This window comes from Devosia sp. LjRoot16 (assembly GCF_964252795.1).
Classification (GTDB): Bacteria; Pseudomonadota; Alphaproteobacteria; order Rhizobiales; family Devosiaceae; genus Devosia_A.
In genome coordinates this window covers 115,871-139,772 of sequence record NZ_CAXUPH020000003.1, presented here as the reverse complement: position 1 = coordinate 139,772, position 23,902 = coordinate 115,871, and the positions used below count along the sequence as shown (strand labels likewise).

The 23,902-nt window shown below is 65.2% G+C and carries 21 protein-coding genes and 1 tRNA gene; 15 read left to right on the top strand and 7 right to left on the bottom strand.

What is annotated here, in order from left to right; genetic code table 11:
• Positions 1 to 39 precede the first annotated feature (39 nt).
• The gene (locus ACSQ23_RS15040) at positions 40 to 1,185 is read left to right on the top strand and encodes an epoxide hydrolase family protein (protein ID WP_055881894.1); all 1,146 of its coding nucleotides are present in this window, start codon (positions 40 to 42) and stop codon (positions 1,183 to 1,185) included.
• 52 nt (positions 1,186 to 1,237) lie between these two features.
• Here the strand turns inward: ACSQ23_RS15040 and ACSQ23_RS15035 are convergent, their stop codons facing one another.
• The gene (locus tag ACSQ23_RS15035) at positions 1,238 to 2,224 is read right to left on the bottom strand and encodes a DUF808 domain-containing protein (RefSeq protein WP_436091081.1); all 987 of its coding nucleotides are present in this window, start codon (positions 2,222 to 2,224) and stop codon (positions 1,238 to 1,240) included.
• Positions 2,225 to 2,361: 137 nt separating this feature from the next.
• Here ACSQ23_RS15035 and ACSQ23_RS15030 point away from each other — a divergent pair, with 137 nt between their 5' ends.
• Complete coding sequence (locus ACSQ23_RS15030; protein ID WP_197421272.1) at positions 2,362 to 3,354, top strand: phosphotransferase; 993 nt, start codon at positions 2,362 to 2,364, stop codon at positions 3,352 to 3,354.
• A gap of 43 nt (positions 3,355 to 3,397) precedes the next feature.
• Here the strand turns inward: ACSQ23_RS15030 and ACSQ23_RS15025 are convergent, their stop codons facing one another.
• The 4 genes from ACSQ23_RS15025 to ACSQ23_RS15010 all read right to left on the bottom strand — a co-directional run bounded on the left by ACSQ23_RS15025 (position 3,398) and on the right by ACSQ23_RS15010 (position 6,815).
• On the bottom strand, positions 3,398 to 3,997 hold the full coding sequence (locus ACSQ23_RS15025) for a hypothetical protein (protein WP_055881887.1): 600 nt from the start codon (positions 3,995 to 3,997) through the stop codon (positions 3,398 to 3,400).
• Positions 3,997 to 4,788 carry a patatin-like phospholipase family protein gene (locus tag ACSQ23_RS15020; RefSeq protein WP_436091080.1) on the bottom strand — a complete coding sequence of 264 codons (792 nt, stop codon included), beginning with the start codon at positions 4,786 to 4,788 and terminating at the stop codon, positions 3,997 to 3,999. The genes ACSQ23_RS15025 and ACSQ23_RS15020 overlap by 1 nt, the downstream gene beginning before the upstream one ends.
• A 215-nt stretch (positions 4,789 to 5,003) precedes the next feature.
• Positions 5,004 to 6,413: a type I glutamate--ammonia ligase gene (gene glnA, locus ACSQ23_RS15015; protein WP_055881882.1), complete on the bottom strand. Its 1,410-nt coding sequence runs from the start codon at positions 6,411 to 6,413 to the stop codon at positions 5,004 to 5,006.
• Positions 6,414 to 6,476: 63 nt separating this feature from the next.
• Positions 6,477 to 6,815, bottom strand: a complete 339-nt coding sequence (locus tag ACSQ23_RS15010) for a P-II family nitrogen regulator (RefSeq protein ID WP_046105125.1) — start codon at positions 6,813 to 6,815, stop codon at positions 6,477 to 6,479.
• A gap of 246 nt (positions 6,816 to 7,061) precedes the next feature.
• On the opposite strand from ACSQ23_RS15010, the gene ACSQ23_RS15005 reads away from it, so the two are divergent.
• From ACSQ23_RS15005 to ACSQ23_RS14985, 5 genes are all read left to right on the top strand, one after another.
• Positions 7,062 to 7,583, top strand: a complete 522-nt coding sequence (locus tag ACSQ23_RS15005; protein WP_436091079.1) for a GrpB family protein — start codon at positions 7,062 to 7,064, stop codon at positions 7,581 to 7,583.
• 85 nt (positions 7,584 to 7,668) lie between these two features.
• Positions 7,669 to 8,136 (top strand): hypothetical protein, encoded by a 468-nt coding sequence (locus tag ACSQ23_RS15000; protein ID WP_436091078.1) that lies wholly within the window; start codon positions 7,669 to 7,671, stop codon positions 8,134 to 8,136.
• 89 nt (positions 8,137 to 8,225) lie between these two features.
• A tRNA-Leu gene (locus ACSQ23_RS14995) sits at positions 8,226 to 8,310 on the top strand.
• A gap of 66 nt (positions 8,311 to 8,376) precedes the next feature.
• Positions 8,377 to 9,756 (top strand): trigger factor, encoded by a 1,380-nt coding sequence (gene tig / locus ACSQ23_RS14990; protein WP_055881877.1) that lies wholly within the window; start codon positions 8,377 to 8,379, stop codon positions 9,754 to 9,756.
• 162 nt (positions 9,757 to 9,918) lie between these two features.
• Positions 9,919 to 11,400 carry an NAD(P)H-hydrate dehydratase gene (locus tag ACSQ23_RS14985; protein ID WP_436091077.1) on the top strand — a complete coding sequence of 494 codons (1,482 nt, stop codon included), beginning with the start codon at positions 9,919 to 9,921 and terminating at the stop codon, positions 11,398 to 11,400.
• A gap of 122 nt (positions 11,401 to 11,522) precedes the next feature.
• On the opposite strand, the gene ACSQ23_RS14980 is transcribed toward ACSQ23_RS14985, so the two are convergent.
• Positions 11,523 to 12,764 carry a cytochrome P450 gene (locus ACSQ23_RS14980; RefSeq protein WP_055881874.1) on the bottom strand — a complete coding sequence of 414 codons (1,242 nt, stop codon included), beginning with the start codon at positions 12,762 to 12,764 and terminating at the stop codon, positions 11,523 to 11,525.
• 145 nt (positions 12,765 to 12,909) lie between these two features.
• On the opposite strand from ACSQ23_RS14980, the gene ACSQ23_RS14975 reads away from it, so the two are divergent.
• From ACSQ23_RS14975 to cysK, 6 genes are all read left to right on the top strand, one after another.
• Positions 12,910 to 13,140: a hypothetical protein gene (locus ACSQ23_RS14975; RefSeq protein WP_055882546.1), complete on the top strand. Its 231-nt coding sequence runs from the start codon at positions 12,910 to 12,912 to the stop codon at positions 13,138 to 13,140.
• Between the two features lie 177 nt (positions 13,141 to 13,317).
• Positions 13,318 to 13,944: an ATP-dependent Clp protease proteolytic subunit gene (locus ACSQ23_RS14970; protein ID WP_055881872.1), complete on the top strand. Its 627-nt coding sequence runs from the start codon at positions 13,318 to 13,320 to the stop codon at positions 13,942 to 13,944.
• A gap of 171 nt (positions 13,945 to 14,115) precedes the next feature.
• Complete coding sequence (gene clpX, locus ACSQ23_RS14965; protein ID WP_055881871.1) at positions 14,116 to 15,396, top strand: ATP-dependent Clp protease ATP-binding subunit ClpX; 1,281 nt, start codon at positions 14,116 to 14,118, stop codon at positions 15,394 to 15,396.
• A 95-nt stretch (positions 15,397 to 15,491) separates the two neighbouring features.
• Positions 15,492 to 16,337 (top strand): patatin-like phospholipase family protein, encoded by an 846-nt coding sequence (locus ACSQ23_RS14960; RefSeq protein ID WP_436091076.1) that lies wholly within the window; start codon positions 15,492 to 15,494, stop codon positions 16,335 to 16,337.
• The gene (locus ACSQ23_RS14955) at positions 16,334 to 17,290 is read left to right on the top strand and encodes a small ribosomal subunit Rsm22 family protein (RefSeq protein ID WP_436091075.1); all 957 of its coding nucleotides are present in this window, start codon (positions 16,334 to 16,336) and stop codon (positions 17,288 to 17,290) included. The genes ACSQ23_RS14960 and ACSQ23_RS14955 overlap by 4 nt, the downstream gene beginning before the upstream one ends.
• Before the next feature lie 259 nt (positions 17,291 to 17,549).
• On the top strand, positions 17,550 to 18,605 hold the full coding sequence (gene cysK, locus ACSQ23_RS14950) for a cysteine synthase A (RefSeq protein ID WP_055996680.1): 1,056 nt from the start codon (positions 17,550 to 17,552) through the stop codon (positions 18,603 to 18,605).
• A gap of 189 nt (positions 18,606 to 18,794) precedes the next feature.
• Here the strand turns inward: cysK and ACSQ23_RS14945 are convergent, their stop codons facing one another.
• Entirely contained in the window at positions 18,795 to 19,880 is a 1,086-nt protein-coding gene (locus ACSQ23_RS14945; RefSeq protein ID WP_436091074.1) for a citrate synthase, read from the bottom strand.
• A 73-nt stretch (positions 19,881 to 19,953) separates the two neighbouring features.
• Between ACSQ23_RS14945 and ACSQ23_RS14940 the strand changes: the two genes are divergently transcribed.
• Both ACSQ23_RS14940 and lon read left to right on the top strand, forming a co-directional pair.
• Complete coding sequence (locus ACSQ23_RS14940; protein ID WP_436091073.1) at positions 19,954 to 21,108, top strand: citrate synthase; 1,155 nt, start codon at positions 19,954 to 19,956, stop codon at positions 21,106 to 21,108.
• Between the two features lie 200 nt (positions 21,109 to 21,308).
• Positions 21,309 to 23,750 carry an endopeptidase La gene (gene lon, locus ACSQ23_RS14935; RefSeq protein WP_055881854.1) on the top strand — a complete coding sequence of 814 codons (2,442 nt, stop codon included), beginning with the start codon at positions 21,309 to 21,311 and terminating at the stop codon, positions 23,748 to 23,750.
• The last annotated feature ends 152 nt before the right edge of the window (positions 23,751 to 23,902 follow it).

The window sequence follows — 23,902 nt, the reverse complement described above, 5'->3', positions numbered from 1 at the left end:
GGGTGTCTTCAACGATCACCCCGAAACGGAGTACCCGAAATGGCCACCATCACCCCCTTCAAGATCGACGTTTCCGCCGCTCAGCTGCAGGACCTCAAGGACCGTCTGGCTCGCACCGTGATGCCGAGCGAAGTCGATGGCAGCTGGGCCGCCGGCCCGACCAATGCCTATGTCCGTGGCGCCGTCGACCGGCTGCTGGGTGGCTTTGACTGGCGCAAGGCCGAGGCCGAGATCAACCAGCTGCCGCAGTTCACCACCGAGATCGATGGCCAGAACGTCCATTTCATCCATGTGAAGTCCGCCGAAAAGAACGCCACGCCGCTGCTGCTGATCCATGGCTGGCCTGGCTCGATCGTCGAGTTCCTCGACGTGATCGGGCCGCTGACCAACCCGGTGGCGCATGGCGGCAGGGCCGAGGATGCGTTCGACGTGGTGGTGCCCTCGCTGCCCGGCTTCGGCTTTTCCGGTCCGACCCGCGAGGCCGGCTGGAACAATGTCCGCATCGGCAAGGCCTTCATCGAACTGATGAGCCGGCTGGGCTACCAGCGCTTCGGCGTGCAGGGCGGTGATGCCGGCGCCATTATCGGTCCCGAGATCGGCCGGCTGGCGCCGGAGCGGGTGATCGGCGTGCACCTCAACGCCGCGACCATGGGCTTCATTCCGTTCGGCCCGGTGTCGCCGGAGGAGATCGCGACCTTCACCGACAGCGAGAAGGTGCGCCTGCAGCGGGTGCAGCGCTTCATGGCGGAGCATTTCGGCTTCAACGTCATGCAGTCGAGCCGCCCGCAGACCCTGGCCTACGGCATATCGGACTCGCCGGCGGGGCTCTTGGCCTGGATCAGCGAGCTGTTCACCAGCTTTGGCGATCGCGTCGACGCCGTGCCGATGGACCGGTTCCTGACCAACTTCATGATCTACTGGTTCACCGGCACCGCGGCCTCGTCGATCCGGCTCTACTACGAGAATGCACATGATCCGGAGGCCTGGTCGCCCAAGGCGAACTCGGGCGTGCCGACCGGCGTTGCGGTGTTCGGCTTCGACGAAGTGCCGATCCGCCGTTACGGCGAGACCAGCAACACCATCGTGCGCTGGAACGAGTTCGACGTCGGCGGGCACTATGCCGTGCTGGAAGTGCCCGGCGTCTGGGTCGGCGACGTGCGCGGGTTCTTCAGCCAGATCGGTTGAGGCGTGGTCTTTGCGAGAAAAAGGAAAGGGCCCTTCTGGGCCCTTTCGTTCGTCAGGAGGCGGGCTGACTGCGGAACAGGCCGCGGATCGCCTTCCAGGCCGGGCCGATCACCTTGCCGGCCACCGGGATCAGGATAAGGCCCAGTGCGAGGCCGAGGACCAGATCGGCGAGGATGGTCGCGAGCCCTTCGACAAAGCCGCCGAGCGCCGGCAGCATTGCTTCGGCGCCGTGGGCGATGGCTTCGATCAGGTGCTCGATCTGGTCGAGGCCGAAGCCGGCGAGGCCGTGGACGACGATACCGCCGCCGACCCAGATCATCGCCGCGGTACCAACGATGCTGAGGGTCTGCATCACCCAGGGCATGGCGATGAGGATGCCGCGACCGGTGGCGCGGCCGACGCCGGTGCGGCCCTTGCTGGCGAGCGCCAGGCCGAAATCGTCGGCTTTGACGATCAGCGCCACGGCGCCATAGACCGCCGCGGTGATGCCGAAGGCGACGACCACCAGCACCAGCGCCTGCTCCCAGAACGGCAGGTCGGGCAGGGCGGCGAGCGCGATGGTCATGATCTCGGCCGAGAGGATGAAATCGGTCTGGATGGCGCCAGCGACCCGCTCTTCCTCGAGCTTCTTGGGATCGGCCGGCTGCGGCAGGGCTTCTGCTTCGTGCGCATGCGCCTCGTGCGGGAACACCGCCTCGAACACTTTTTCGGCGCCCTCATAGCAAAGGTAGGCACCACCGATCATCAGCAGCGGGGTGATCAGCCAGGGTGCGAAGAAGCTCAGCGCCAACGCGGCCGGCAAGAGAAACAGCAGCTTGTTGCGGATCGAGCCGACAGCGATCTTCCATACGATCGGCAACTCGCGGTCGGCCGAGAAGCCGGTGACGTAGCGCGGCGTCACGGCCGCATCATCGATCACCGCGCCGGCGGCCTTCAATCCGGCTTTGGCCGCTTGTCCCGCCACATCGTCGATCGAGGCGGCGGCGACCTTGGCGAGGGCGGTCACGTCATCGAGAAGGCCGAGTAGTCCAACGCTCATTCCGAATCCCCTTGCTTGCACACCATGCCAGCCTGAGCGCTTGCGGGAAACTGCTGTCATCGACGCCGACGCGAGGCTAGAAGCAGTTCCCCTGACCGTGGGACCGGCATCGGCGGCGGGGGCACAAGGGGGATGCAATGGCCGAGCGTCGGTTCATGCAACACACGGACCTGGCATCGTTCGCAGCCGCGCTACCTGGCGGCAGGCAACTGACAGGATTTGAGCGGTTGGCAGGTGGCAGCAAGAAGGGCGTCTATCGGCTGATGCTCGATGATGCGTCTTCGGTGGTCCTCTACGCCTGGAGCGCTGCCGAGAACTACTGGACCGACAATAGCACTGATCCGCGCGACCCCTTCGCCGAGGCCTCGGGACTGGATCTGCTGGAAGCGGCCAGCCTGGCGCTGGCGGAAGCCGGCGCGCGGGCACCCGCGCTTCTGCTCGTCGACCGCAGCCAATCGATCTATCCGGCCGACATCGCCATCGTCGAGGATTTGCGAGGCGGCACACTCGAGGCGATGATCTCCAGCGATGCCGGCGCAGCGGCAGCTCCCCTGCGCTCAGTGGGTGCGATGCTTAACGGCATGGCCAAGTACCGGGGTCCGAGGCTGGGCAAGGTCGCTGCCGTCGTGGCCGGCAGCGCGCCACAGGACCGCAATGCCGAGCAGATCGTGCTCGATCAGGGCCTCGCGCACCTGGCGAGCGTCGCAACAAAGGTCCCGGAGCTGGGACAGGCGCGCGAGCGGATCGAGGGTGCTTTGCGCGAGCGCCATGCCCGCGTTCGCTCGCGCGGCTGGTACAGCCTGATCCATGGCGAGCTCGGCGCCGACCATGTCATGCTGGATAGCGATGGCCGCCCTGTCATCATCGACATCGAGGGCGTCATGTTCTTCGACGCCGAGTGGGAGCACGAGTTCACGCGGATGCGTTTCGGCAGCAGCTATGAGGCGCTTGGCATAGATGTCGAGCTCGACCCAGAGCGCATGGCGCTCTACGAGCTGGCGCGCTCCCTGTCGCTGGTCGAGGGGCCGCTGCGCATTCTCGAAACCGATTTTCCAGATCGCGAATTTATGCGCGGCATCGTCACCTGGCACACGGGTAAAGTGCTGCGGCTATCCGGCGCCACCACCTGAGAATGGCTGTCGCTGGGCAGTCCGGGCTCGCTCCATCGTGGCTTCAGTACCGCGCTTCAAGGGCGAGCAGTGTCGGCAGAAATTCCGGATGTGCCGCCGTTACCGCCGAACGGAGCCAGACACGGGCCGCATCGTCAAGCGCGGGCACGTAACGCTCGAGATCGAGCAGGTCTTTGTCGCGCGGCTGTTTGCATTTGTAGAGCAGCTGGATTTCGGGCGCGATGATCGGCCAGCCCGATGTGGTCCGCGTGAAGACGCTCCTCAGGGGGCGGCGGACGGTCGGTTCCCGGCGGTATGCCCATTGGCCGTCCAGTTGTGCCTCCGAGACGATCTCGAAATCCCACAGAGGCTCGCCGTGGCGTCGGAGCCAGAGGCTGAACGGTGGGACCGGGAGCGCCGCTCCGGGCTCATGGGGCGTCAGTTGCTTGTTGCGGGCGACGACGATCTCGAAGCCGTCGAGAATCGGCAGCAGCGCAGGCAGGTCGGCGAGAAAGCAGCTGATCTCGATATCGGAATGCAGGCGGCTGACGCTGTCCTGCCATAGGTCGAGCGCCCAGCCTCCGGCGATGCCCCAGTGCACGGTGGCTTCGGCCAGCCATCCGGCAAGCTCACCGGGCGATGTCTCGCGCCAGCGGCTCGACATCAGAGGTCCGCCAGGCGTGTCGCTTCGCGCTTGCCCTGCTCGTAGCCGGCGCGGGCCGAGGGGATGCGGGTTGCCAGGTCCATCTGGTTGGTTCCCATGGCGGTGCGGGAGTTGGGATCCGGGGTGATGACCTCGACGCGGCTGCCCGCCTGGCGCAGCACCGCAACCTCGCTGGCAAGGTCCGCACCCGGCGGCCGGCGCAAGCCCTCGAACTGGCCCGGCGGCAGCGGCCCCGTTCGACCACTGAACGGCGACAGCACGATGACGTTCCTGTAGCCGGAGGCAAGGTCGGCATTGTCGACCGACCGCACGCCGCCGGAAATGTAGCGCGTGCCGTTGATGCGGTGCGTCGGCCCGGCGCCGGGCAGCGAGATGGCCGCCGCGGCCGCATCGACCAGCGCGACACCGGAGTCGCGGTCGAAGGTCGCAAGCTCCCCGGTCTCGGCGTTGACGGCGACGATCAGCATCGGGCGATCGGGCCAGTCGAGGCTCGGCAGCCGCCGGGCGACCAGGGCTCGCCGCTGTTCTGCCACCTCGGGTCCGAAGGACGCATCGCTTTCCAACCCATACGCGGCCATAGCGCGCTGCAGCTCGGCCCGAGTGGTGGCGGCGGCCGAGATGGTTCGCATCCGCTCGAACACTGCCTCCATCGGCCGCGGCGGCGACGCTGGTCGCGACTGGACCGCCGGCTGAGCCGGTGGGGGCGCCAGCGTCGCGGCGAGGAGTTCGGCCGGCGGAATGCCGCTCAGCACCTGCGCCGCCGCATTGGCGCCGGCCGAGGTACCGATCACCAGGTCGGCGGTCTCGGTCAGGTCGACGCCAGCCTCGGCGAGACCCGACGATGCCGATCATCCAGGCATTGCCGGCAGCGCCGCCACCGCCGAGCACCAAAGCAAGGTTCTTCTGAGTCATTGCGGCAGTGTTCAGCCCCCGGCTGTTTCTGTCCACCGAAAAGCAGAAGGGCCCGTTGCCGGGCCCTTCCATATTCCTTCGATCGATCCGGCGCTTAGGCCGAGTAGTACATCTCGTACTCGACGGGGTGCGGGGTGTGCTCGAACTTGATGACTTCCGTCATCTTCAGCTCGATATAGCTGTCGATCTGGTCGTCGTCGAACACGCCACCGGCCTTGAGGAAGTCGCGGTCCTTGTCGAGGGACTCGAGGGCTTCACGCAGCGAACCGCAAACGGTCGGGATCTGCTTCAGCTCTTCCTTGGGCAGCTCGTACAGATCCTTGTCCATCGGGTCGCCCGGGTGGATCTTGTTCTTGATGCCGTCGAGGCCGGCCATCAGCAGCGCGGCAAAGCCGAGATAGGGGTTCGCCAGCGGATCGGGGAAGCGGACTTCGACGCGCTTCGACTTCGGCGACTGGCCGAAGGGGATGCGGCACGAAGCCGAGCGGTTGCGCGCCGAGTAGGCGAGCAGCACCGGAGCTTCGAAGCCCGGCACGAGACGCTTGTAGCTGTTGGTGGTCGGGTTGGTGAAGGCGTTGATCGCCTTGGCGTGCTTGATCACGCCGCCGATGTAATACAGCGCTTCCATGGAAAGGCCGGCATACTGGTCACCAGCGAAGAGCGGCTTGCCGTCCTTCCAGATCGACTGGTGGCAGTGCATGCCCGAACCGTTATCGCCATAGACGGGCTTGGGCATGAAGGTCACGGTCTTGCCGTAGGCCTGGGCGACCTGCTGGATCACGTACTTGTAGATCTGCACGTCGTCGGCCGACTTGATCAGCGGGGCGAACTTGATGCCCAGTTCGTGCTGCGCCGAGGCCACTTCGTGGTGGTGCTTTTCGACGGTGACGCCCATCGAGGCCATGGCGGCGAGCATTTCACCGCGCATGTCCTGCGCACTGTCCAGCGGCGGCACCGGGAAGTAGCCCTTCTTGAGGCCGATATGGTGGCCGGTATTGCCCGACTCGTACTCGGTGTCGTTGTTGATCGGCAGTTCCGAGTGATCGACCGAGAAGCCCACCTTGTAGGTGGTGTTCGAATAGCGGACGTCGTCGAAGATGAAGAATTCGGGCTCGGGGCCGAACACCACGGTGTCGCCGATGCCGAGTTCCTTGACGTAGGCCTCGGCCTTCTTGGCCGTGGTGCGCGGGTCGCGGTTATACGGCTGGTAGGTCAGCGGCTCGAGAATGTCGCAGTTGATGGCGAGGGTAGGGGCGCCGAAGAACGGGTCGAGATAGGCCGAGTTCGGATCGGGCATCAGCACCATGTCGGACTCGTTGATGGCCTTCCAGCCAGCGATCGAGGAACCATCGAACATGGTCCCTTCCTCGAAGAGATCCTCATCGACGACCGTCACATCCATGGTGACGTGCTGCAGCTTGCCGCGCGGGTCGGTGAAGCGGAGGTCGACGTACTTGATGTCCTCGTCCTTGATCTTCTTGAGGATGTCGCTTCCAGTGGTCATTAGGTTCCCCTGTGTAAGTCTGGAGTTGATGCTAGGCGGGAGAGACGCGCGAAGAGGTGCCCCTTAGAGCGCGTCGTCGCCGAATTCGCCGGTGCGGATGCGGATAGCCTGTTCGATCGAATAGACGAAGATCTTTCCGTCGCCGATGCGGCCGGTTTGCGCAGCCGTGCGGATCGCTTCGATTGCCTTCTCGGCGAGGTCGTCGGGGCACACCACCTCGACCTTCACCTTGGGCAGGAAGTCGACGACATATTCCGCGCCCCGGTAGAGCTCGGTATGTCCCTTCTGACGGCCGAAGCCCTTGGCTTCGGTGACGGTGATGCCCTGCAGACCAACTTCCTGCAGCGCTTCCTTCACTTCGTCGAGCTTGAACGGCTTTACGATAGCCTCGATCTTCTTCATTCAGGCCTCCAACAGGCACCGGTCGGGTGCCGCTCGGTTGTATGCAGGGTCCGTGCCAGCTTCCCGGCAGCGGAGAAAACCTTGCCAAAATAAGCGCCTAGGACGAACATCTGATCCGCCGCTCTAGGCACGGTGGCAGGTGCCTGCACAAAGAATGTGCATGACGATGCCGATTTGTTCATTTCGACGGTCCGAAACGAGCAAAACGGACAGTGGCAAAGATCGGTTTGCAGCGAAAGTGGGCAAATGCTCGGGCTGAAGAACGGCACCAACGCGCTGGTCGACTACGATCGGGAGTGGCCGGCCGAGTTTGTACGTGAGCGCCAGCGGCTGGCTTCGGCGCTTGGCGACGTGGCGCTCGCCATAGAACACTACGGCTCGACGGCTGTGCCGGGCATGCGTGCCAAGCCGATCCTCGATATGCTCGTGGGCGTGGCGCCGCTCGAAAACTGGCAGCTCTGCCACGACCCGCTAGTGGAACTGGGATACGACTACGCCGAAAACGCCGGCGTGCCCGGACACTACATCTTCGGACGCGGGCGCGATGCGACGGAGCGGACCCATTTGGTGCACGTCGTCGAGTACCGGGGCCCATCCTGGTGGGGCAACCTGGCGTTCCGCGATGCGCTGCGAAATGACGCCGGGTTACGACAGGCATATGTCGATGAGAAGGAGCGCGCGGTAGCAGCAGCTCCGACGGGTCGCGGGCGCTACAATGAGCTGAAGGCGGCGTTCATCGCCGCGGCGAAGCAGCGACTGGGTGCCTAGGAGCCCCGATCTCGGCCCCGGCTTGAGCTCCAGTGGTGGCGTTCAGGGAACTGCGCTAGGTATCGCTGTCGCAACTGACCGGGAAATGCCGGTGGTGCAGTCCACATACACCTTCTCGTTTGCGGGATATCTGCTGTCGGTAGCGGCCGGGTGCGTGGTGTTCGCGTTGGCCGTGGTGGTGGCGCTCGGCTACGGTGGGCTTAGCATCGCGTTGTTCGCACTCTTCGGCGTCATGCTCGGCCTCCTGCCGGCGATGCTGCTGTTTCTGCCCGTAGCACTGCTCGGCATCTGGCTCGGCAATCGTTTTGGGCTGCGCTCCAGGGGCTATGCAGTGGTATTCGGCGCGGTGGGAGCGGCAGCGTACTATCCGCTTGGCATCGGGATCGGAGCCGCCGTCGGCAGTACCGTAGGCGCTTCCCCTTGGCCTGCGGGCATGCTGGCTGCCGCCGGCGCGGTGGCCGGCTATGTCTACTTCGTCACCGAGCGGATCGATCGGGAAGCAAGAAAGCGGCCGCGGCAGCAGGCTGCGCCGCCACCTGTCCATGGGCCGTAGCCGCGCCTTGTCCTGACGTCTGCACCTCTCCCTTTGACCTTCCCCAATTCTTCACATATATGCACGCGACCCGGCCGACGGGGCACCTTGCGGGTGTGGCGGAACTGGTAGACGCACTGGATTTAGGTTCCAGCGCCGCAAGGCGTGGAGGTTCGAGCCCTCTCACCCGCACCAGAGCTCGCCGCGATACTGCCAGCGACTTCGGCCAACCGAATTTTGTAGAGACAACGGGATACCCCAATGCAGGTCACAGAAACCCTCAACGAGGGCCTCAAGCGCAAACTCTCTCTGGTCATCCCCAAGAAGGATCTCAGCGACCGGCTGGATGCGCGGCTCGATGAGCTCAAGGGCACCGCGAACATCAAGGGTTTCCGCCCCGGCAAGGTGCCGACCGCGCACCTGAAAAAGGTCTACGGCCGCTCCGCCATGTCGGAAGTACTGTCGGACGCGATCAACTCGACCGTGTCGAAGACCCTCGATGATCGCTCCGAGCGCGCCGCCACCCAGCCCAAGGTCGACCTGCCGGAAGACCAGGGCGTGATCAACCAGGTTCTGGACGGCGAAGCCGATCTCAACTTCGAGGTCAGCTACGAAGTGCTGCCGCCGGTCACCCTGATGGACTTCAAGTCGCTCGCCGTCGACAAGCCGGTGGTCGAGCTCGACGAGAAGGACGTGGACACCGAGGTGCAGCGCGTCTTCGCGCAGCAGCGTGGTTATGAGGAAAAGGGTGAGGACGGCCTCGTCGAGACCGGCGATCGCCTCGGCCTCAGCTTCAAGGGCACGATCAAGGGCGAGGCTTTCGCGGGCGGCTCGGCCGACCATGCGCACCTGACCGTCGGTTCGGGCGAGTTCATCCCGGGCTTCGAAGAGCAGCTCGTGGGCATGAAGAAGAACGAGACCAAGACCGTCAAGGTGACGTTCCCCAAGGACTATGCGCAGGACGAACTGGCCGGCAAGAAGGCCGACTTCGAGGTCACCATCCTCCACATCGACGGCCCGAAGGCCGGTGAGCTCAACGACGAGTTCGCCAAGTCGCTCGGTCTCGAGAACGTTGCGGGCCTCCGCGACGCGGTGAAGGACCAGATGAAGACCGCGCTCGATTCGATGGGTCGCCAGGCGATAAAGCGGCAGATCCTCGACCAGCTCGACGAAGGCCACAAGTTCGCCGTTCCCGAGCAGCTGGTGGAAGCCGAGTTCAACACCATCTGGCAGCGCGTCGTGCACGAAGTCGAGCACCACGGCCGGTCCTTCGAAGACGAGGGCACGACCGAGGAAGCGGCCAAGGAGCAGTACCAGAAGATCGCCGAGCGCCGCGTGCGCCTGGGTCTGGTGGTCGCCGAGATCGGCAACCAGAACAAGGTCGAAGTGACCGAGGAAGAGCACCAGCAGGCGCTGATCGCCGAAGTGCGTCGCTTCCCCGGGCAGGAACAGCAGGTCTACGACTACTACCGCAAGAACCCGCAGGCCCTTGCCGGCCTCCGCGCTCCGGTGTTCGAGAACAAGGTGGTGGATTTCGTCACCGAGCTGGCCAAGAAGACCGACAAGCCGATGACCCGCGCCGAGCTCTCCAAGATTATCGCTGCGGACGAAGACGAGGTTCCGGAGGAGCACCACCACTAAGCTGGTGCGTCGATCACAAGTTCAGGGCCGCCCTTCGGGGCGGCCCTTTTTTGTTTTGGGCCATGCACTGTTGCTGCGCGATGACATCCGTGAACGGGGCGATGTGGTGGTCACCCCGATCGTGCGGTATTGATGACGCTGGGAACCTCGCGGCGGCTCGGCATGTCAGACAAGAATATTCACACCCTCCTCACGCCTGCCGAAATGGGCCGCGCCGATGCGCTGGCGGTGGCGTCGGGTATTCAGTCGTTCAAGCTGATGGAGGCGGCGGGCAATGCCGTGGCCGAGCTGGTGGCGGAGCGCTATCCGGATGGGCAGGTGCTGATCCTCTGCGGCCCCGGCAATAATGGCGGCGACGGGTTCGTTGCAGCCAAGAAGCTCAAGGAGCTGGGACGCGAGGTGCGGGTGGCGCTGTTCGGCGAGCGCGACCGGCTGACCGGCGATGCGGCGTTCTTCGCCGACCTGTGGAACGGACCGATCCAGGCGGCGCGGCCGGACGGGTTGCGCGGCGCCAAGGTGGTGGTCGACGCGCTGCTCGGCGCCGGGCTCGATCGCGATATCGAGGGCGGTCTCGCGGAACTGATCGAGGCGGTGAACGGGTTGCGCGTGCCGATCGTCGCGGTGGACGTGCCCTCGGGCATCGACGGGTCCAGTGGCCAGGTCCGCGGCGTGGCGATCAAAGCCGATGTGTCGGTGACGTTCTTCCGGCTGAAGCCGGGGCATCTGCTGCTGCCGGGCCGGCAGCAGTGCGGCGAGGTGGTGCTGGCGGAGATTGGCATCCCGGACAGCGTCCTGGGCGAGATCCGGCCGAACCTCAACCGCAACAGTCCCGACCTCTGGCATCTGCCCAGGCTCGAGGCGGAGGGGCACAAGTTCACCCGCGGCCACTGCGTGGTGATGTCGGGCGGGCCGCTGCAGACCGGCGCCAGCCGGATGACCGCCACCGCGGCGTTGCGCATCGGGGCAGGGCTCGTGACGCTGGCCGGCGCGCATTCCTCGCTGCTGATCCAGGCTAACCACGTCACGGCGATCATGCTGAAGCCGGTGGATGGCGCGGCGAGCCTGCAGTTGCTGTTGCAGGACCATCGGATCAACACGGTGGTGATCGGGCCGGCCGCGGGGCTGGGCGAGGCCACCAAGACGAATGTACTGGCGGTGCTGGCAAGCGACGCGGCGACGGTGCTCGATGCCGATGCGCTGACCAGCTTCAAGGACAGCCCGGAGGCGCTGTTCTCGGCGATCAAGGCGAGGCCTCAGCGGGCAGTGGTGATGACACCGCACGAGGGTGAGTTCGAGCGATTGTTCGGTAAGGTGGATGGCTCGAAGGTCGACCGGGCGCGCTCGGCAGCGCTGCGCTCCGGCGCCATCGTGGTGCTGAAAGGCAGCGACACGGTGGTCGCGGCTCCCGATGGGCACGCGGTGATCAACGACAATGCGCCGGCAATATTGGGCACGGCCGGCTCAGGCGATGTGCTGGCCGGGATCATCGCCGGGTTGCTGGCGCAGGGGATGAAAGGGTTCGATGCCGCCTCGGCCGGGGTGTGGATCCACGGCGAAACGGGGAACCTGTGGGGCGGGCCGGGGCTGATCGCCGAGGATTTGCCGGGCTTGATCCCCGATGTGCTGGCGGAGCTGACTGAGTAGACGCGGTTATGCACGGAGCCATTCCCGCGAAAGCGGGAACCTCTGTTTTCCCGCCTACGGCACGATCGTAAACGGAGCTTCCCGCTTTCGCGGGAATGAGCCGGTGGCTGGGGGCGCCGGAGCTACCAGCTGACCTCCAACCGCTCCAACCCGTGAAAATGGTAGATGTTCTTGTATTGCGGCTCGGCGGCGAGCTTCAGTCCGGGTAGCCGGTCGAACAGGGTCTGCATCGCCACCTGCAGCTCGATGCGCGCCAGCGGGGCGCCGATGCAGAAGTGGATGCCGGCACCGAAGCTGACATTGGCGCCATCCTTGCGGAACGGGTCGAACCGGTTGGCCTCGGCGAAGCGCGAGGGATCTCGGTTGGCGGCGCCCAGCATCAGGCCGATGGTCTCGCCCTGCTTGAAGCTCAACCCGTTGTCGAGCGTCACATCCTGCAAGGCGTAGCGGGTGAACATGTGGAGCGGCGCATCGAAGCGGATGCACTCTTCGACCGTCGCCTCGGTCTGGTCGGCATCGGCGAACAGGGCCTTGGGGTCGAGGCCGCTTTCGAGGATAGCCTTCACGCCGTTGCCGGTGGTATGGACCGTTGCCTCATGGCCGGCGTTGAGCAGGAGGATGGTGGTCGAGATCACCTCGTCGTCGGTCAGCTTCTCGCCATCGACCTCGGTGGTCAGCATGTGGGTAAGCAGGTCCTCGCGCGGCTGGCGGCGGCGCTCGGCGATCATCTCGCGCACATAATCCATGAACTCGATCGAGGCCTGGTTGGCATCGAGCTCGGTCTCGTAGGTTACGCCGTACATGTACATGGCGACCATGCGGTTGGACCAATCGACCAGTTGCATCGCCATGTCGGCGGGCATGCCGATCATCTCGGCAATGACGATGGCGGGGATCGGCGCCGCAAAGGCGCGGAGCAGCTCGACCTGGCCATCGGCGGCAAAACCGTCGATCAGCTCATTGGCCAGCCGCTCGATGCGGGGACGCAGCTGCTCGACATTGCGTGAGACGAAGGCGCGGTTGACCAGGGCGCGCAGTCGGGTATGGGCCGGCGGCTCGAGGTTGAGCAGGGTGTATTTCTCGGTCTGGTCGAAAGCGGCGGTGTGAGCCTTGGGCGGCGCCATGCCGAGCTGCTCGCGGCTCATCAGGTGGAGGATCTGCCGGCCGAAGCGCTTGTCGCGAAGCAGGGCGCTGACATCCTTGAAGCCGGCAAAGCACCAGTGATCGTAATTGTCCCAGAAGAAGGCCGGTGAGGCCGCGTGCACCGCGTCATAGAAGGCGTAGGGGTCGCGGTAGAAGGCGAGTTCGCGCGGCTGGGCGCTGGCGTGACGGTCGGCGAGGGCGAAGGGAGCGGCTGCGGACAAGAGAGGACCCGTTGAAACTGATACTGCGGGCCATGCTATACGGCGCGTCGGGCGGTCGGGAAGCCATCACGACCTGCTGAAACAGCTTGCCGCAACGGAAAAACCGGCTAGTAGCCTCGCCAGACACTGATTGGAGTTCGAGCCCTTGAGCGACCTCACCCTGACCGAAGCGATCGACAACATCTACACCTCGCTGCGCGAGAACAATGCGGATATCGACGTCCATATCGCGGCGTTGAAGGCGGCGATGGCCAAGGAAGGCGCCAAGGAAGCGGTGTTCGATCCGGCTAAGCTGGCCCAGAACAACCGCCAGGGCCGCAAGACCATGCAGTCCTACTTCAAGAAGCGCGGTGTGGCGGTGGGGTTCAAGGCGTAAGGCGGCCGGCCCTCCCCATACGGGCAGGTTCCGCTGATCCGTGGCTTTGCGCGAATATGTGAGTATTGCGGCCTGCCACATTGGCGCCTATCTGTCGCTTTACCCGCCCTTAACAGGGCATCGCCTTCAGTCGGCCGCGAGCGCTGATTCTTCCTGCCATAAGGGACAAATCTCGAAATGAGAGATCCGGTCGATACCTTCTACAACTACCTCGTGCCCACCGTGGTCGAGCAGACGACGCGCGGCGAGCGCGCCTTCGACATCTATTCGCGCCTGCTCAAGGAGCGCATCATCTTCGTGACCGGCCAGGTCGAAGACCAGATGGCGTCCCTGATCGCGGCGCAGCTGCTGTTCCTCGAGTCGGAAAACCCGAAGAAGGAAATCAGCCTCTACATCAATTCGCCCGGCGGCGTCGTGACCTCCGGCCTCGGCATCTACGACACCATGCAGTTCATCCGCCCGCCGGTGGCGACGCTGTGCATCGGGCAGGCGGCTTCGATGGGCTCGCTCCTCCTCGCAGGCGGCGAAAAGGGCCTGCGCGCGGCGCTGCCGAACGCCTCGATCATGGTGCACCAGCCGTCCGGCGGCTATCAGGGTCAGGCGACCGATATCCTGATCCACGCCCAGTTCACCGAGAAGCTGAAGCGCCGGCTCAACGAGATTTACGTCAAGCATACCGGCCAGGACTACGAGGCCATTCACAACGCGCTCGAGCGCGATCGTTTCCTCAACCCCGAAGAGGCCAAGGATTTTGGCATCATCGACTCGATCTTCGAGAAGCGGGCAGCACCCGACGCGGTGTGAGGATTCTCCCGTTAAGGTGAATCTCAATGCCCTACGCGAGTGTGACACTTGTGTGATTGTGTGGGTCCCGGCTGGCCGTTAAGGTCGGTCGGGCTTACATTTTGTTTAGGTATCCGGGGCTAGCGTTCTCTTCTAGCCGGGATGGGAGCCCGAACTCCCAGGAGTGACAGGATGTCCAAGGACACGACCAGCGGCGAATCTTCCAAAAACACGCTGTACTGCTCGTTCTGCGGGAAATCGCAGCACGAGGTCAGGAAGCTGATCGCCGGGCCGACCGTCTTCATCTGCGATGAATGCGTCGAGCTGTGCATGGACATCATCCGCGAGGAAAACAAAACCTCGATGGTGAAGTCCTCGGACGGCGTGCCGACGCCGGCCGAAATCTGCAAGGTGCTGGATGACTACGTCATCGGCCAGTTCCGCGCCAAGCGCGTGCTGAGCGTCGCCGTGCACAACCACTATAAGCGTCTGCACCACGCCACCAAGAACCAGGACATCGAGCTCTCGAAGTCGAACATCCTGCTGATCGGCCCGACCGGTACCGGCAAGACGCTGCTGGCGCAGACGCTGGCCCGTATCCTCGATGTGCCGTTCACCATGGCCGACGCGACGACGCTGACCGAGGCCGGTTACGTTGGCGAGGACGTCGAGAACATCATCCTCAAGCTGCTGCAGTCCGCCGACTACAATGTCGAGAAGGCGCAGCGCGGCATCGTCTACATCGACGAAGTCGACAAGATCAGCCGCAAGTCGGACAACCCGTCGATCACCCGCGACGTGTCGGGCGAAGGCGTGCAGCAGGCGCTGCTGAAGATCATGGAAGGCACCGTTGCCTCCGTGCCGCCGCAGGGCGGCCGCAAGCACCCGCAGCAGGAATTCCTGCAGGTGGATACGACCAACATCCTGTTCATTTGCGGCGGGGCGTTTGCCGGGCTCGAGAAGATCATCTCGGCGCGCGGCGAGGGTTCGGGCATCGGCTTCTCGGCCGTGGTCAAGGACCCAAAGGATCGCCGCGTCGGTGACCTGTTGAAGGACGTGCAGCCGGAAGACCTGGTGCGGTTCGGGCTGATCCCCGAATTCATCGGCCGCCTGCCGATCCTCGCGACGCTCGAAGATCTCGACGAGCCCGCGCTGATCGAAATCCTGACCGCGCCGAAGAATGCGCTGGTGCGTCAGTACCAGCGGCTGTTCTCGATGGAAGAGGTCGAGCTGACCTTCCACGAGGATGCGCTGAAGGCGATCGCCAAGCATGCCATCGAGCGCAAGACCGGCGCCCGTGGCCTGCGCTCGATCCTCGAAGGCATCCTGCTCGACACCATGTACGACCTGCCCTCGCTCGATGGCGTGGAAGAAGTGGTGATCAGCGAGGAAGTGGTGAACGGCAAGGACGCCCGTCCGCTGTACATCTACGCCGAGCGCAAGAAGGAAGAGGCGCTGTCCACCAGCGCCTGATCCCTCGGAGCAAGAGTTCAAAGGCCCCGCTACTGGCGGGGCCTTTTCATTTGGGGCAAGGCCGTCGCATAAGGAAACGGACTGGAGGCGGCACCATGCGGATCGGCGTGGCACTCGGCAGCGGCGCGGCGCGCGGCCTGGCACACATTCCCTATATCGAGGCGATGGACGAACTGGGGCTGAAACCCTCGGTGATATCAGGCTCGTCGATCGGGGCGCTGATCGGTTCGGGCTGGGCTAACGGCATGACCGGCGCGGAGCTGCGTGAGCATGCCTACAGCGTGCTGGGCAGCCTGCAGCAGATCGCCAGCACGCTGTGGAACCGCAACCGCTTCAGTTTCAAGCAGATCGTCGAAGACGGGTTGTCGATGCAGGTGAACCCAAGGGGGATCACCACGGCATTCCTGCCGGATGGGTTTCCCCATGATTTCGCCGATCTCAAGGTGCCGTTCTCGGTCGTGGCGACGGATTTCTACGCCTGGAAGGAAGTGGTGTTCGACTCCGGTCCGCTGCGCCCGGCGATCGCCGCCTCGCTGGCTATCCCCAGCCTGTTCCGGCCGGTGAATGTCGAGGGCCGGTACTTCATCGATGGCGGCGTCACCAATCCGCTGCCGCTGGGGCTGATTGCCGGCAAGTGCGACGTGCTCATCGGCATCGACGTACATCGCACGCCGCAGCTGCTCGATGCCTCGCGCGAGCCGAGCATCACCGATTCCGCCGTGGTGGCGACCGAGATCATGTCGCAGAAGCTGGTCGATGCCACGGTGCTGCAATACCCGCCGGACGTTTATGTGCGTGCCGAGGTCGGGCCGTTCGGCGGCAGCGAGTTCTGGCGGGTGCGTGAGATCGTCGACAATGCGGCGGGCGACAAGGACCGTTTCAAGCGGGCAGTGACTGACGCGCTGCTGGCGCACAGCATCCATAAGGCGAACCGACATTGACCGACCTGCCGGCCGATCTCGCCGCCGCAGTGCGGCGCCTCGCCGAGGGGCGCAAGGGGCTGACGGACAGCTCCGCGCGCATCTCCGAGCACTATCGGCAGCGTGGCGCGTCGCGGCAGGTGATCGGCGGTGCCGACGACGCCATCGCCTATGCGCTGAGCCGGATGCCGGCGACCTATGCGGCGGTATCAGCGGTGCTGGCGGAACTGCGAGCGAGGGCGCCGCAGTTCGCGCCAGGAACGCTGCTCGATGCCGGGGCAGGGCCGGGAACCGCCGGCTGGGCGGTGGCCGAGGCGTTTGAGGGGATTGCCCCGACACTGATGGATCACAACCGGGCGTTTCTCGCGCTGGCGAGGACGCTGGCGGAGGGAACGGCATTGGCCGGGGCAGAGCTGCTGGAGGCCGATCTCGGGCGGTTCGAGTTTCCGACCCGATACGACCTGGTTACCTGTGCCTATGCGCTCACCGAGCTGCCGGATGACGAGATGCTGGCGGCGGCGGAGCGGCTGTGGCGGCACAGCGACGGCGTGCTGGCGATCATCGAGCCGGGCCGGCCGCGCGACTACCAGCGGCTGATGGTAGTGCGCCGGCGGCTGGTCGAGCTGGGGGGCAGGGTGCTGGCGCCCTGTCCGCATGAGCGCGATTGCCCGCTGCTCGAGCCGGACTGGTGCCACTTCTCGGTGCGGCTCAGCCGCAGCCGCGACCACATGCGGATGAAGGGCGCAACCCTCGGCTACGAGGATGAAAAGTACAGCTATCTGGTCGTGGCGCGGCCGCATATCGGCAAGCCGCCGCCGGGGCGCGTGCTGCGGCGGCCGGAAGAGAACAAGTTTTCGGTGACGCTGGCGGTCTGCGGCGCCGATGGGCTCGAGACACGGGTGGTACCAAGCCGGGACAAGCCGGCCTTCAAGGCGGCGAAGAAGCTCGATTGGGGCGATGCAACAGACGGGTAGGCACGGTACTTTCACCTCCCTCCCCCCGCGGCGCTACCGCGTCCGCTAGGAGGGGAGGGATTGAGGGAGGGGGTGGTGAAGTCGGCACCGTGCCCGCCTCACCACCCCCACCCCCAGCGCCTCCCCTCAAGGGGGAGGGGTGCAATGCGGCAGCCGCTTCGCGGCGGTCGGCTGCTGAATTCCGTACCATAGGTTCACTTGTCGCTCCCGAGGCTGAAGCGTAGTCTCTTGGTTGAGTGGGGCACCAAGAGGAAGAACCATGAAATTCAAGGATATTCTGGGGACCATCGGCAATACGCCGGTTGTCCGGATCAACAAGCTGGGCCCGAAAAACGTCAAGCTGTACGTCAAGGTCGAGGCGTTCAACCCGCTCGGGTCGGTGAAGGACCGCCTGGCGCTCGGTGTGATCGAGGCGGCCGAGAAATCCGGCGCGCTGAAACCGGGCCAGACGGTGATCGAGGCCACCTCAGGCAATACCGGCATCGGGCTGGCGATGGTTTGCGCGGCCAAGGGTTATCCGCTGGTCGTCACCATGGCCGAGAGCTTTTCGGTCGAACGGCGTAAGCTGATGCGGTTCCTCGGCGCCAAGGTGGTGCTGACTCCGGCGGCCGAGCGGGCCAACGGCATGATCCGCAAGGCGGAGGCCCTGGCCGAGGCGAATGGCTGGTTCCAGACCCGCCAGTTCGAGAATGAAGCCAACCCCGACATGCACTCGCGGACCACCGCACAGGAGATCGTGCGCGATTTCGCCGACGAGAAGCTCGACTACTGGGTCACCGGCTTTGGCACTGGCGGCACGCTCACCGGCGTCGGCCGGGTGCTCCGCGACAAGATGCCGAACACCAAGATCATCGTTGCCGAGCCCGAGGGCGCGCCGATGCTGACCAGCGGTGAAGGCCAGGAGCGTCGCGCCGACCATGCCGCGACCGGCAGCCATTCGGCGTGGAAGCCGCATCCGTTCCAGGGCTGGAGCCCGGACTTCATCCCGTGGATCACCAATGAGGCGGTCACCGAGAAGTTGATCGACCAGGTGCTGACCATCGCCGGCCCCGATGCGATGAAGCAGTCGATGCAGCTGGCGCAGAAGGAAGGCATCTTCGTCGGCATCACCGCCGGCGCCACCTTCGCGGCGGCGCTGAAGGTGGCCGAGACGGCTCCCGACGGCTCGACCATTCTGGCGATGCTGCCCGATACCGGCGAGCGCTACCTCTCGACCCCGCTATTCGCGGACGTGCCGGCCGATATGACGCCGGAAGAGGAAGCCATCTCGGTGTCGACCCCGGGGCAGCACCTGCCGCCGAAGGTAGCGGCTTAGCACAAGCACAGCCGACCCTGGTGTGGCTGACCCCCACCCTTGATCCCTCCCCCTAAACAAGGGGAGGGAGACGTTTACCGAGAAGCCTGTGTTTTGGTCTCCCTCCCCTTTCCGGGGCGCTACCGCGTCCCCTAGAGGGGGAGGGGGCAGGGGTGGGGTCAACTCACACCGGCGTCAAGAAGCGACGGACTACGCCGCCACCCTCGGCACCGGCCCCACATAGAGCGATTTCGGCCGGATCAGCCGGCCGTTCGCCGCTTCTTCCCTGGCATGGGCGATCCAGCCGCCGATGCGGCTGGCCGCAAAGATCGCGGTGAAGGCCGAGCGGGGAAAGCCCAGCGTTTCGAGCAGCAGCGCAGGGTAGAACTCGACATTGGTGGCGAGCACCCGGTCGGGCTTGTGGCGTTTGAGCGCCGCCAGCGCCACCGCCTCGACGTGCTGGGCCAGTTCGACGCGGGCGGTATCGACTGCGCCGGACCGGGTCAGCCGTTCCAGCGCCGCCTTCAGCACATCGGCGCGGGGGTCGCGCACCCGGTAGATGCGGTGACCGAAGCCCATCAGGCGCCGGCCATTCGCCAGCTCGTTCTCGATCCAGGCCGCGGCCTTGTCGGCGGTGCCGATGGCGTCGAGCATATCGAGGACGGGGCCGAGCGCGCCGCCGTGCCGCGGACCCTTCAGCGCACCCAAAGCCGCCAGCGCCGATGAGTTGAGACCGGCGAGGGTCGAGGCCACCACGCGAGCCGCGAAGGTCGAGGCGTTGAGCCCGTGGTCGACCACGGTGACGAGATAGCTGTCGAGTGCCGCTGCGGCCGCTGGATCGGCCGGCCTGTCGCCGAGCATGCTCAGCATATCGGCGGCGTGCCCGAGGCCCGGCTGCGGCGCTCGCAGGCTCTTGCCGGCCTGCAACCGGATCGCCGCCGGCAAGGCGACCGCAGGAGCCGCGGTCAGCAGTAGCGCCGTTTCGAGATCCGTGCCGTCCGGAAGCCGCGCCATCAGCGCCCGGACACCATCGTAGACCGGCAGTTCGGCCAACAGCGACTGTTCGCGCTCGACGGTGCCGTACACGGCAGCCCTGGCGTCCGCCAGCGGCGTGGTCAGATCGCGCGGCAGGTCGGCAAAGAAGCCATCCCAGAGCAGCGCCAGCACCTGCTCGTAGCTCACGTGTCCGGTCAGCGCGTCGAGCGGCTGGCCACGGATGATCAGCCGACCCGCCAGCCCATCCACATCCGAGAGGATGGTTTGTGCTGCGACGACATCTTCGAGTCCATTGCTCATCTGAGCCTCCTTGGCTGTTTGCAACGGAAGGTAGGCGCGCTAACATTGACGTCAATCTTGATCATATTGATCAATGTTCGAGGTCAACATGTGGCTCAGCGCAGCGGAAGCTCTGACACGGCTCGGCTCCAAGCCGCAGTCGCTCTATGCGAGCGTCAGCCGGGGCCGCATCCGGGCAAAGCCTGATCCGGCGGATACGCGGCGGAGCCTCTATCGCGAGGAAGACGTGGACCGGCTGGCCGCCCGGGCTCGCGGCCGGCGGAGTTCTGCTGCGGTGGCCTCGGAGGCGATCAGCTGGGGCGATCCGGTGCTGCCGTCGGCCATCTCCACCGTGAGCAGCGGGCGGCTCTACTATCGTGGCGTGGACGCGATCGACCTGGCGACCACGGCGACGCTCGAGGACGTGGCTACGCTATTGTGGGACGGAACATGGAGTTTGCCGGCAAGCGGGCCGGGGCCCGTCGCCACGCCACCGATGGCCGCGGCGTTCGCAGCGCTGGCGGAGCGTGCTGCCGGGGGCGCTCCGAGCTCGGGCCTGGGGCCCTGGCAGTTGCGCGTCGAGGCTGCGAACGTGCTCGGGTGCGTCGCGGACGCGATGCTGGGGGCCGGCGCCGGTTCGTTGCACGTTCGCCTGGCCGACAGTCTGGGACGCCCCGGCGCAGCCGATGTGCTCCGGCGCGCGATGGTGCTCCTGGCTGATCACGAACTCAACGCTTCGACCTTCGCTGCGCGGGTCGCGGTTTCTACGGGGGCCTCGCTGTGGGCCGGCGCGCTGGCCGGGCTCGCCACCTTCACCGGTCCGCGCCACGGCACAGCCGCAGCGGCGGTGCTGGCGCTGGCGCTCGATATCGGCCCGCATGCCGACCGGCCGGGCGATGGTTTGCGCGAGTGGCTGGGGGAAGGGCGGGTGATCCCCGGCTTCGCGCATCGGCTCTATCCGCGGGGGGACGTCCGCGCCGAGGCGCTGCTGGCGGCAATCGAGGTGCCCGCGGCGTTCCGCAGGCTTGCGCGGGTCGCCGAGGAGCTGCTGGGCGATCGGCCCAATGTGGATTTTGCGCTGGCCGCGCTGAGCGCCGCTCATGACTTGCCGCCGCACGCGCCGGCTACCATCTTTGCCTTGGCCCGCACTGTGGGGTGGCTGGCGCACATGCTCGAACAGGTGGCGAGCGGCCAGCTGATCCGCCCGCGCGCCCACTATGTGGGGCCGCCCGTCGGCGCCTCGGGCTGATGCAGCCGCAGCACACAGTAGTGCCGCATTGCGGGCATACCCGTCATTACGGGTAGGTTGACTTGCCCTTTGCCGCGGGCGCCCTATTTAATCAGCAGAATCAGGCTCGCCGCCCATCGTGGGGACCGGCCCGATTGCTAGACGGGCGCGGGCTCGCCCATCCTCCCGAAACGAGCCCTGCGCCCAGGAAAGGACCAAATATGTCGGACGTTACCCAAGGCGGCGCCGGATTCGATCGCGATCGGGTTTACCCCGTGCTGCCGCTACGCGATATCGTTGTCTTTCCGGGCATGATCGTGCCGCTGTTCGTCGGCCGCGAAAAGTCGGTGAAGGCGCTCGAAGAAGTGATGCGCGACGATAAGCACATTCTCGTCGTCACCCAGAAGAATGCCCAGGATGACGATCCGTCGCCTGATGAGATTTATGCCACCGGCACCATCGCCTCGGTGCTGCAGCTGCTGAAGCTGCCCGACGGCACCGTGAAGGTGCTGGTCGAGGGCCTGCGCCGGGCGAAGATCGACCAGTACCTGCAGACCGTCGACTACTTCGAAGCCGAAGCGACGACGCTGCCGGAACCGGAGGAAGACGAGACCGAACTCGAAGCGCTGGCGCGTTCCGCCCAGTCCGAGTTCGAGAACTACGTCAAGCTCAACAAGAAGATCTCGGCCGAGGTGGTCAACGCCGTCAGCCAGATCACCAATCATAGTAAGCTCGCCGACACCATCGCCAGCCACCTGGTGATCAAGATCGAGCAGAAGGAAGAGCTGCTGGGCACCGTTTCGGTGGCCGAGCGGTTGCAGAAGATTCTCGGCCTGATGGAAGGCGAGATCGGCGTTCTGCAGGTCGAAAAGCGCATCCGTTCCCGCGTCAAGCGGCAGATGGAGAAGACGCAGCGCGAGTACTATCTCAACGAGCAGATGAAGGCGATCCAGCGCGAGCTGGGTGATGGCGAGGAAGGCTCGAACGAGCTGACCGAGCTCGAAGAGAAGATCAAGAAGACCAAGCTGTCGAAGGAAGCCCGGATCAAGGCCGATGGCGAGCTGAAGAAGCTCAAGACCATGAGCCCGATGTCGGCCGAAGCGACGGTCGTGCGCAACTATCTCGACTGGCTGCTGACGCTGCCGTGGGGCAAGAAGAGCAAGGTCAAGCGCGACCTGGTCTACGCCGAGCAGGTGCTGGACGAGGATCACTATGGCCTCGAGAAGGTCAAGGAGCGTATCCTCGAGTACCTCGCGGTGCAGTCGCGCACCGGCAAGCTCAAGGGCCCGATCCTCTGCCTCGTCGGCCCTCCGGGCGTCGGCAAGACCTCGCTGGGCAAGTCGATCGCCAAGGCGACCGGCCGTGAGTTCGTGCGCATGGCGCTCGGTGGCGTCCGGGACGAGGCCGAGATCCGCGGCCACCGCCGGACCTATATCGGCTCCATGCCAGGCAAGGTGATCCAGTCGCTCAAGAAGGCGGGTAAGAACAATCCGCTGTTCCTGCTCGACGAGATCGACAAGATGGGCCAGGACTTCCGTGGCGACCCGTCGTCGGCGCTGCTCGAAGTGCTCGATCCGGAGCAGAACAACACGTTCGCCGACCACTACCTCGAGGTCGACTTCGACCTCTCGGACGTGATGTTCGTCACCACCTCGAACACGCTCAACATCCCCGGCCCGCTGATGGACCGCATGGAGATCATTCGCCTGTCGGGCTACACCGAAGAGGAGAAGTTCGAGATCGCGCGGCGCCACCTGATCCCGGAGACGCTGAAGGAGAACGGCCTGCAGCCCAAGGAGTTCGTCATCGACGACGACCAGCTGATGGCTGTGGTCCGCAACTACACCCGGGAAGCCGGCGTGCGTAACCTGAAGCGTGAGCTCTCGAAGCTGATGCGCAAGGCCGTGCGCGACATTCTGGTCAAGAAGTCGACCAAGGTCGTCGTCACCCCGGAGCTGCTCGAGGAATATCTCGGGCCGGCGTTCTTCCGGAACGACAAGATCGACGCCGAGCCGCAGGTCGGCGTGGTGACGGGGCTTGCCTGGACTTCGGTCGGTGGCGAGATCCTGACCATCGAGGGCATTATGACGCATGGCAAGGGCCGCATGACGGTGACCGGCAACCTCAAGGAAGTGATGAAGGAATCCATCACTGCCGCGTCGGGTTACGTGCGTTCGCGGGCCGCCGAGCTCGGCATCAAGCCGCCGCTGTTCGACACGCGCGACATCCACCTGCACCTGCCGGAAGGCGCGACGCCGAAGGATGGCCCGTCGGCCGGCATCGGCATGGCCACGACGATCGTCTCGCTGATGACCGGCATTCCGGTGCGGCATGACATCGCCATGACCGGCGAAGTGACTCTACGGGGCCGTGTCCTGCCCATTGGCGGGCTCAAGGAAAAGCTCCTTGCAGCGCTCCGCTCGGGCATCAAGACCGTCCTCATCCCCGAGGAGAACACCAGGGATCTCAAGGAGATCCCGAAGAACGTGACCGAGGGCATGGAGATCATCCCGGTGAGCCGGATGGACGAGGTGCTGAGCCGCGCCTTGATCCGGCAGCCCGAGCCGATCGAGTGGAAGTATGACGACGACAAGCCGGCCGCGGTGCCGGTGGTCGAGAGCTCGGTCGACGGCGACGAGAGCGGCGCGAGCCTGCCGCACTGAGCCGGTCTTTGATCGATGAAGTTGGAAACGGCGCCCTCGGGCGCCGTTTTCGTTTGTGCGCCGCAGAGTTAGGGCGAAGGTCCAGGTAGTTTGCCACGAAATCTTCACGGACGTCCGACTAGCTGCCGGTTGGACAGCGCTGGAGAAGCGAA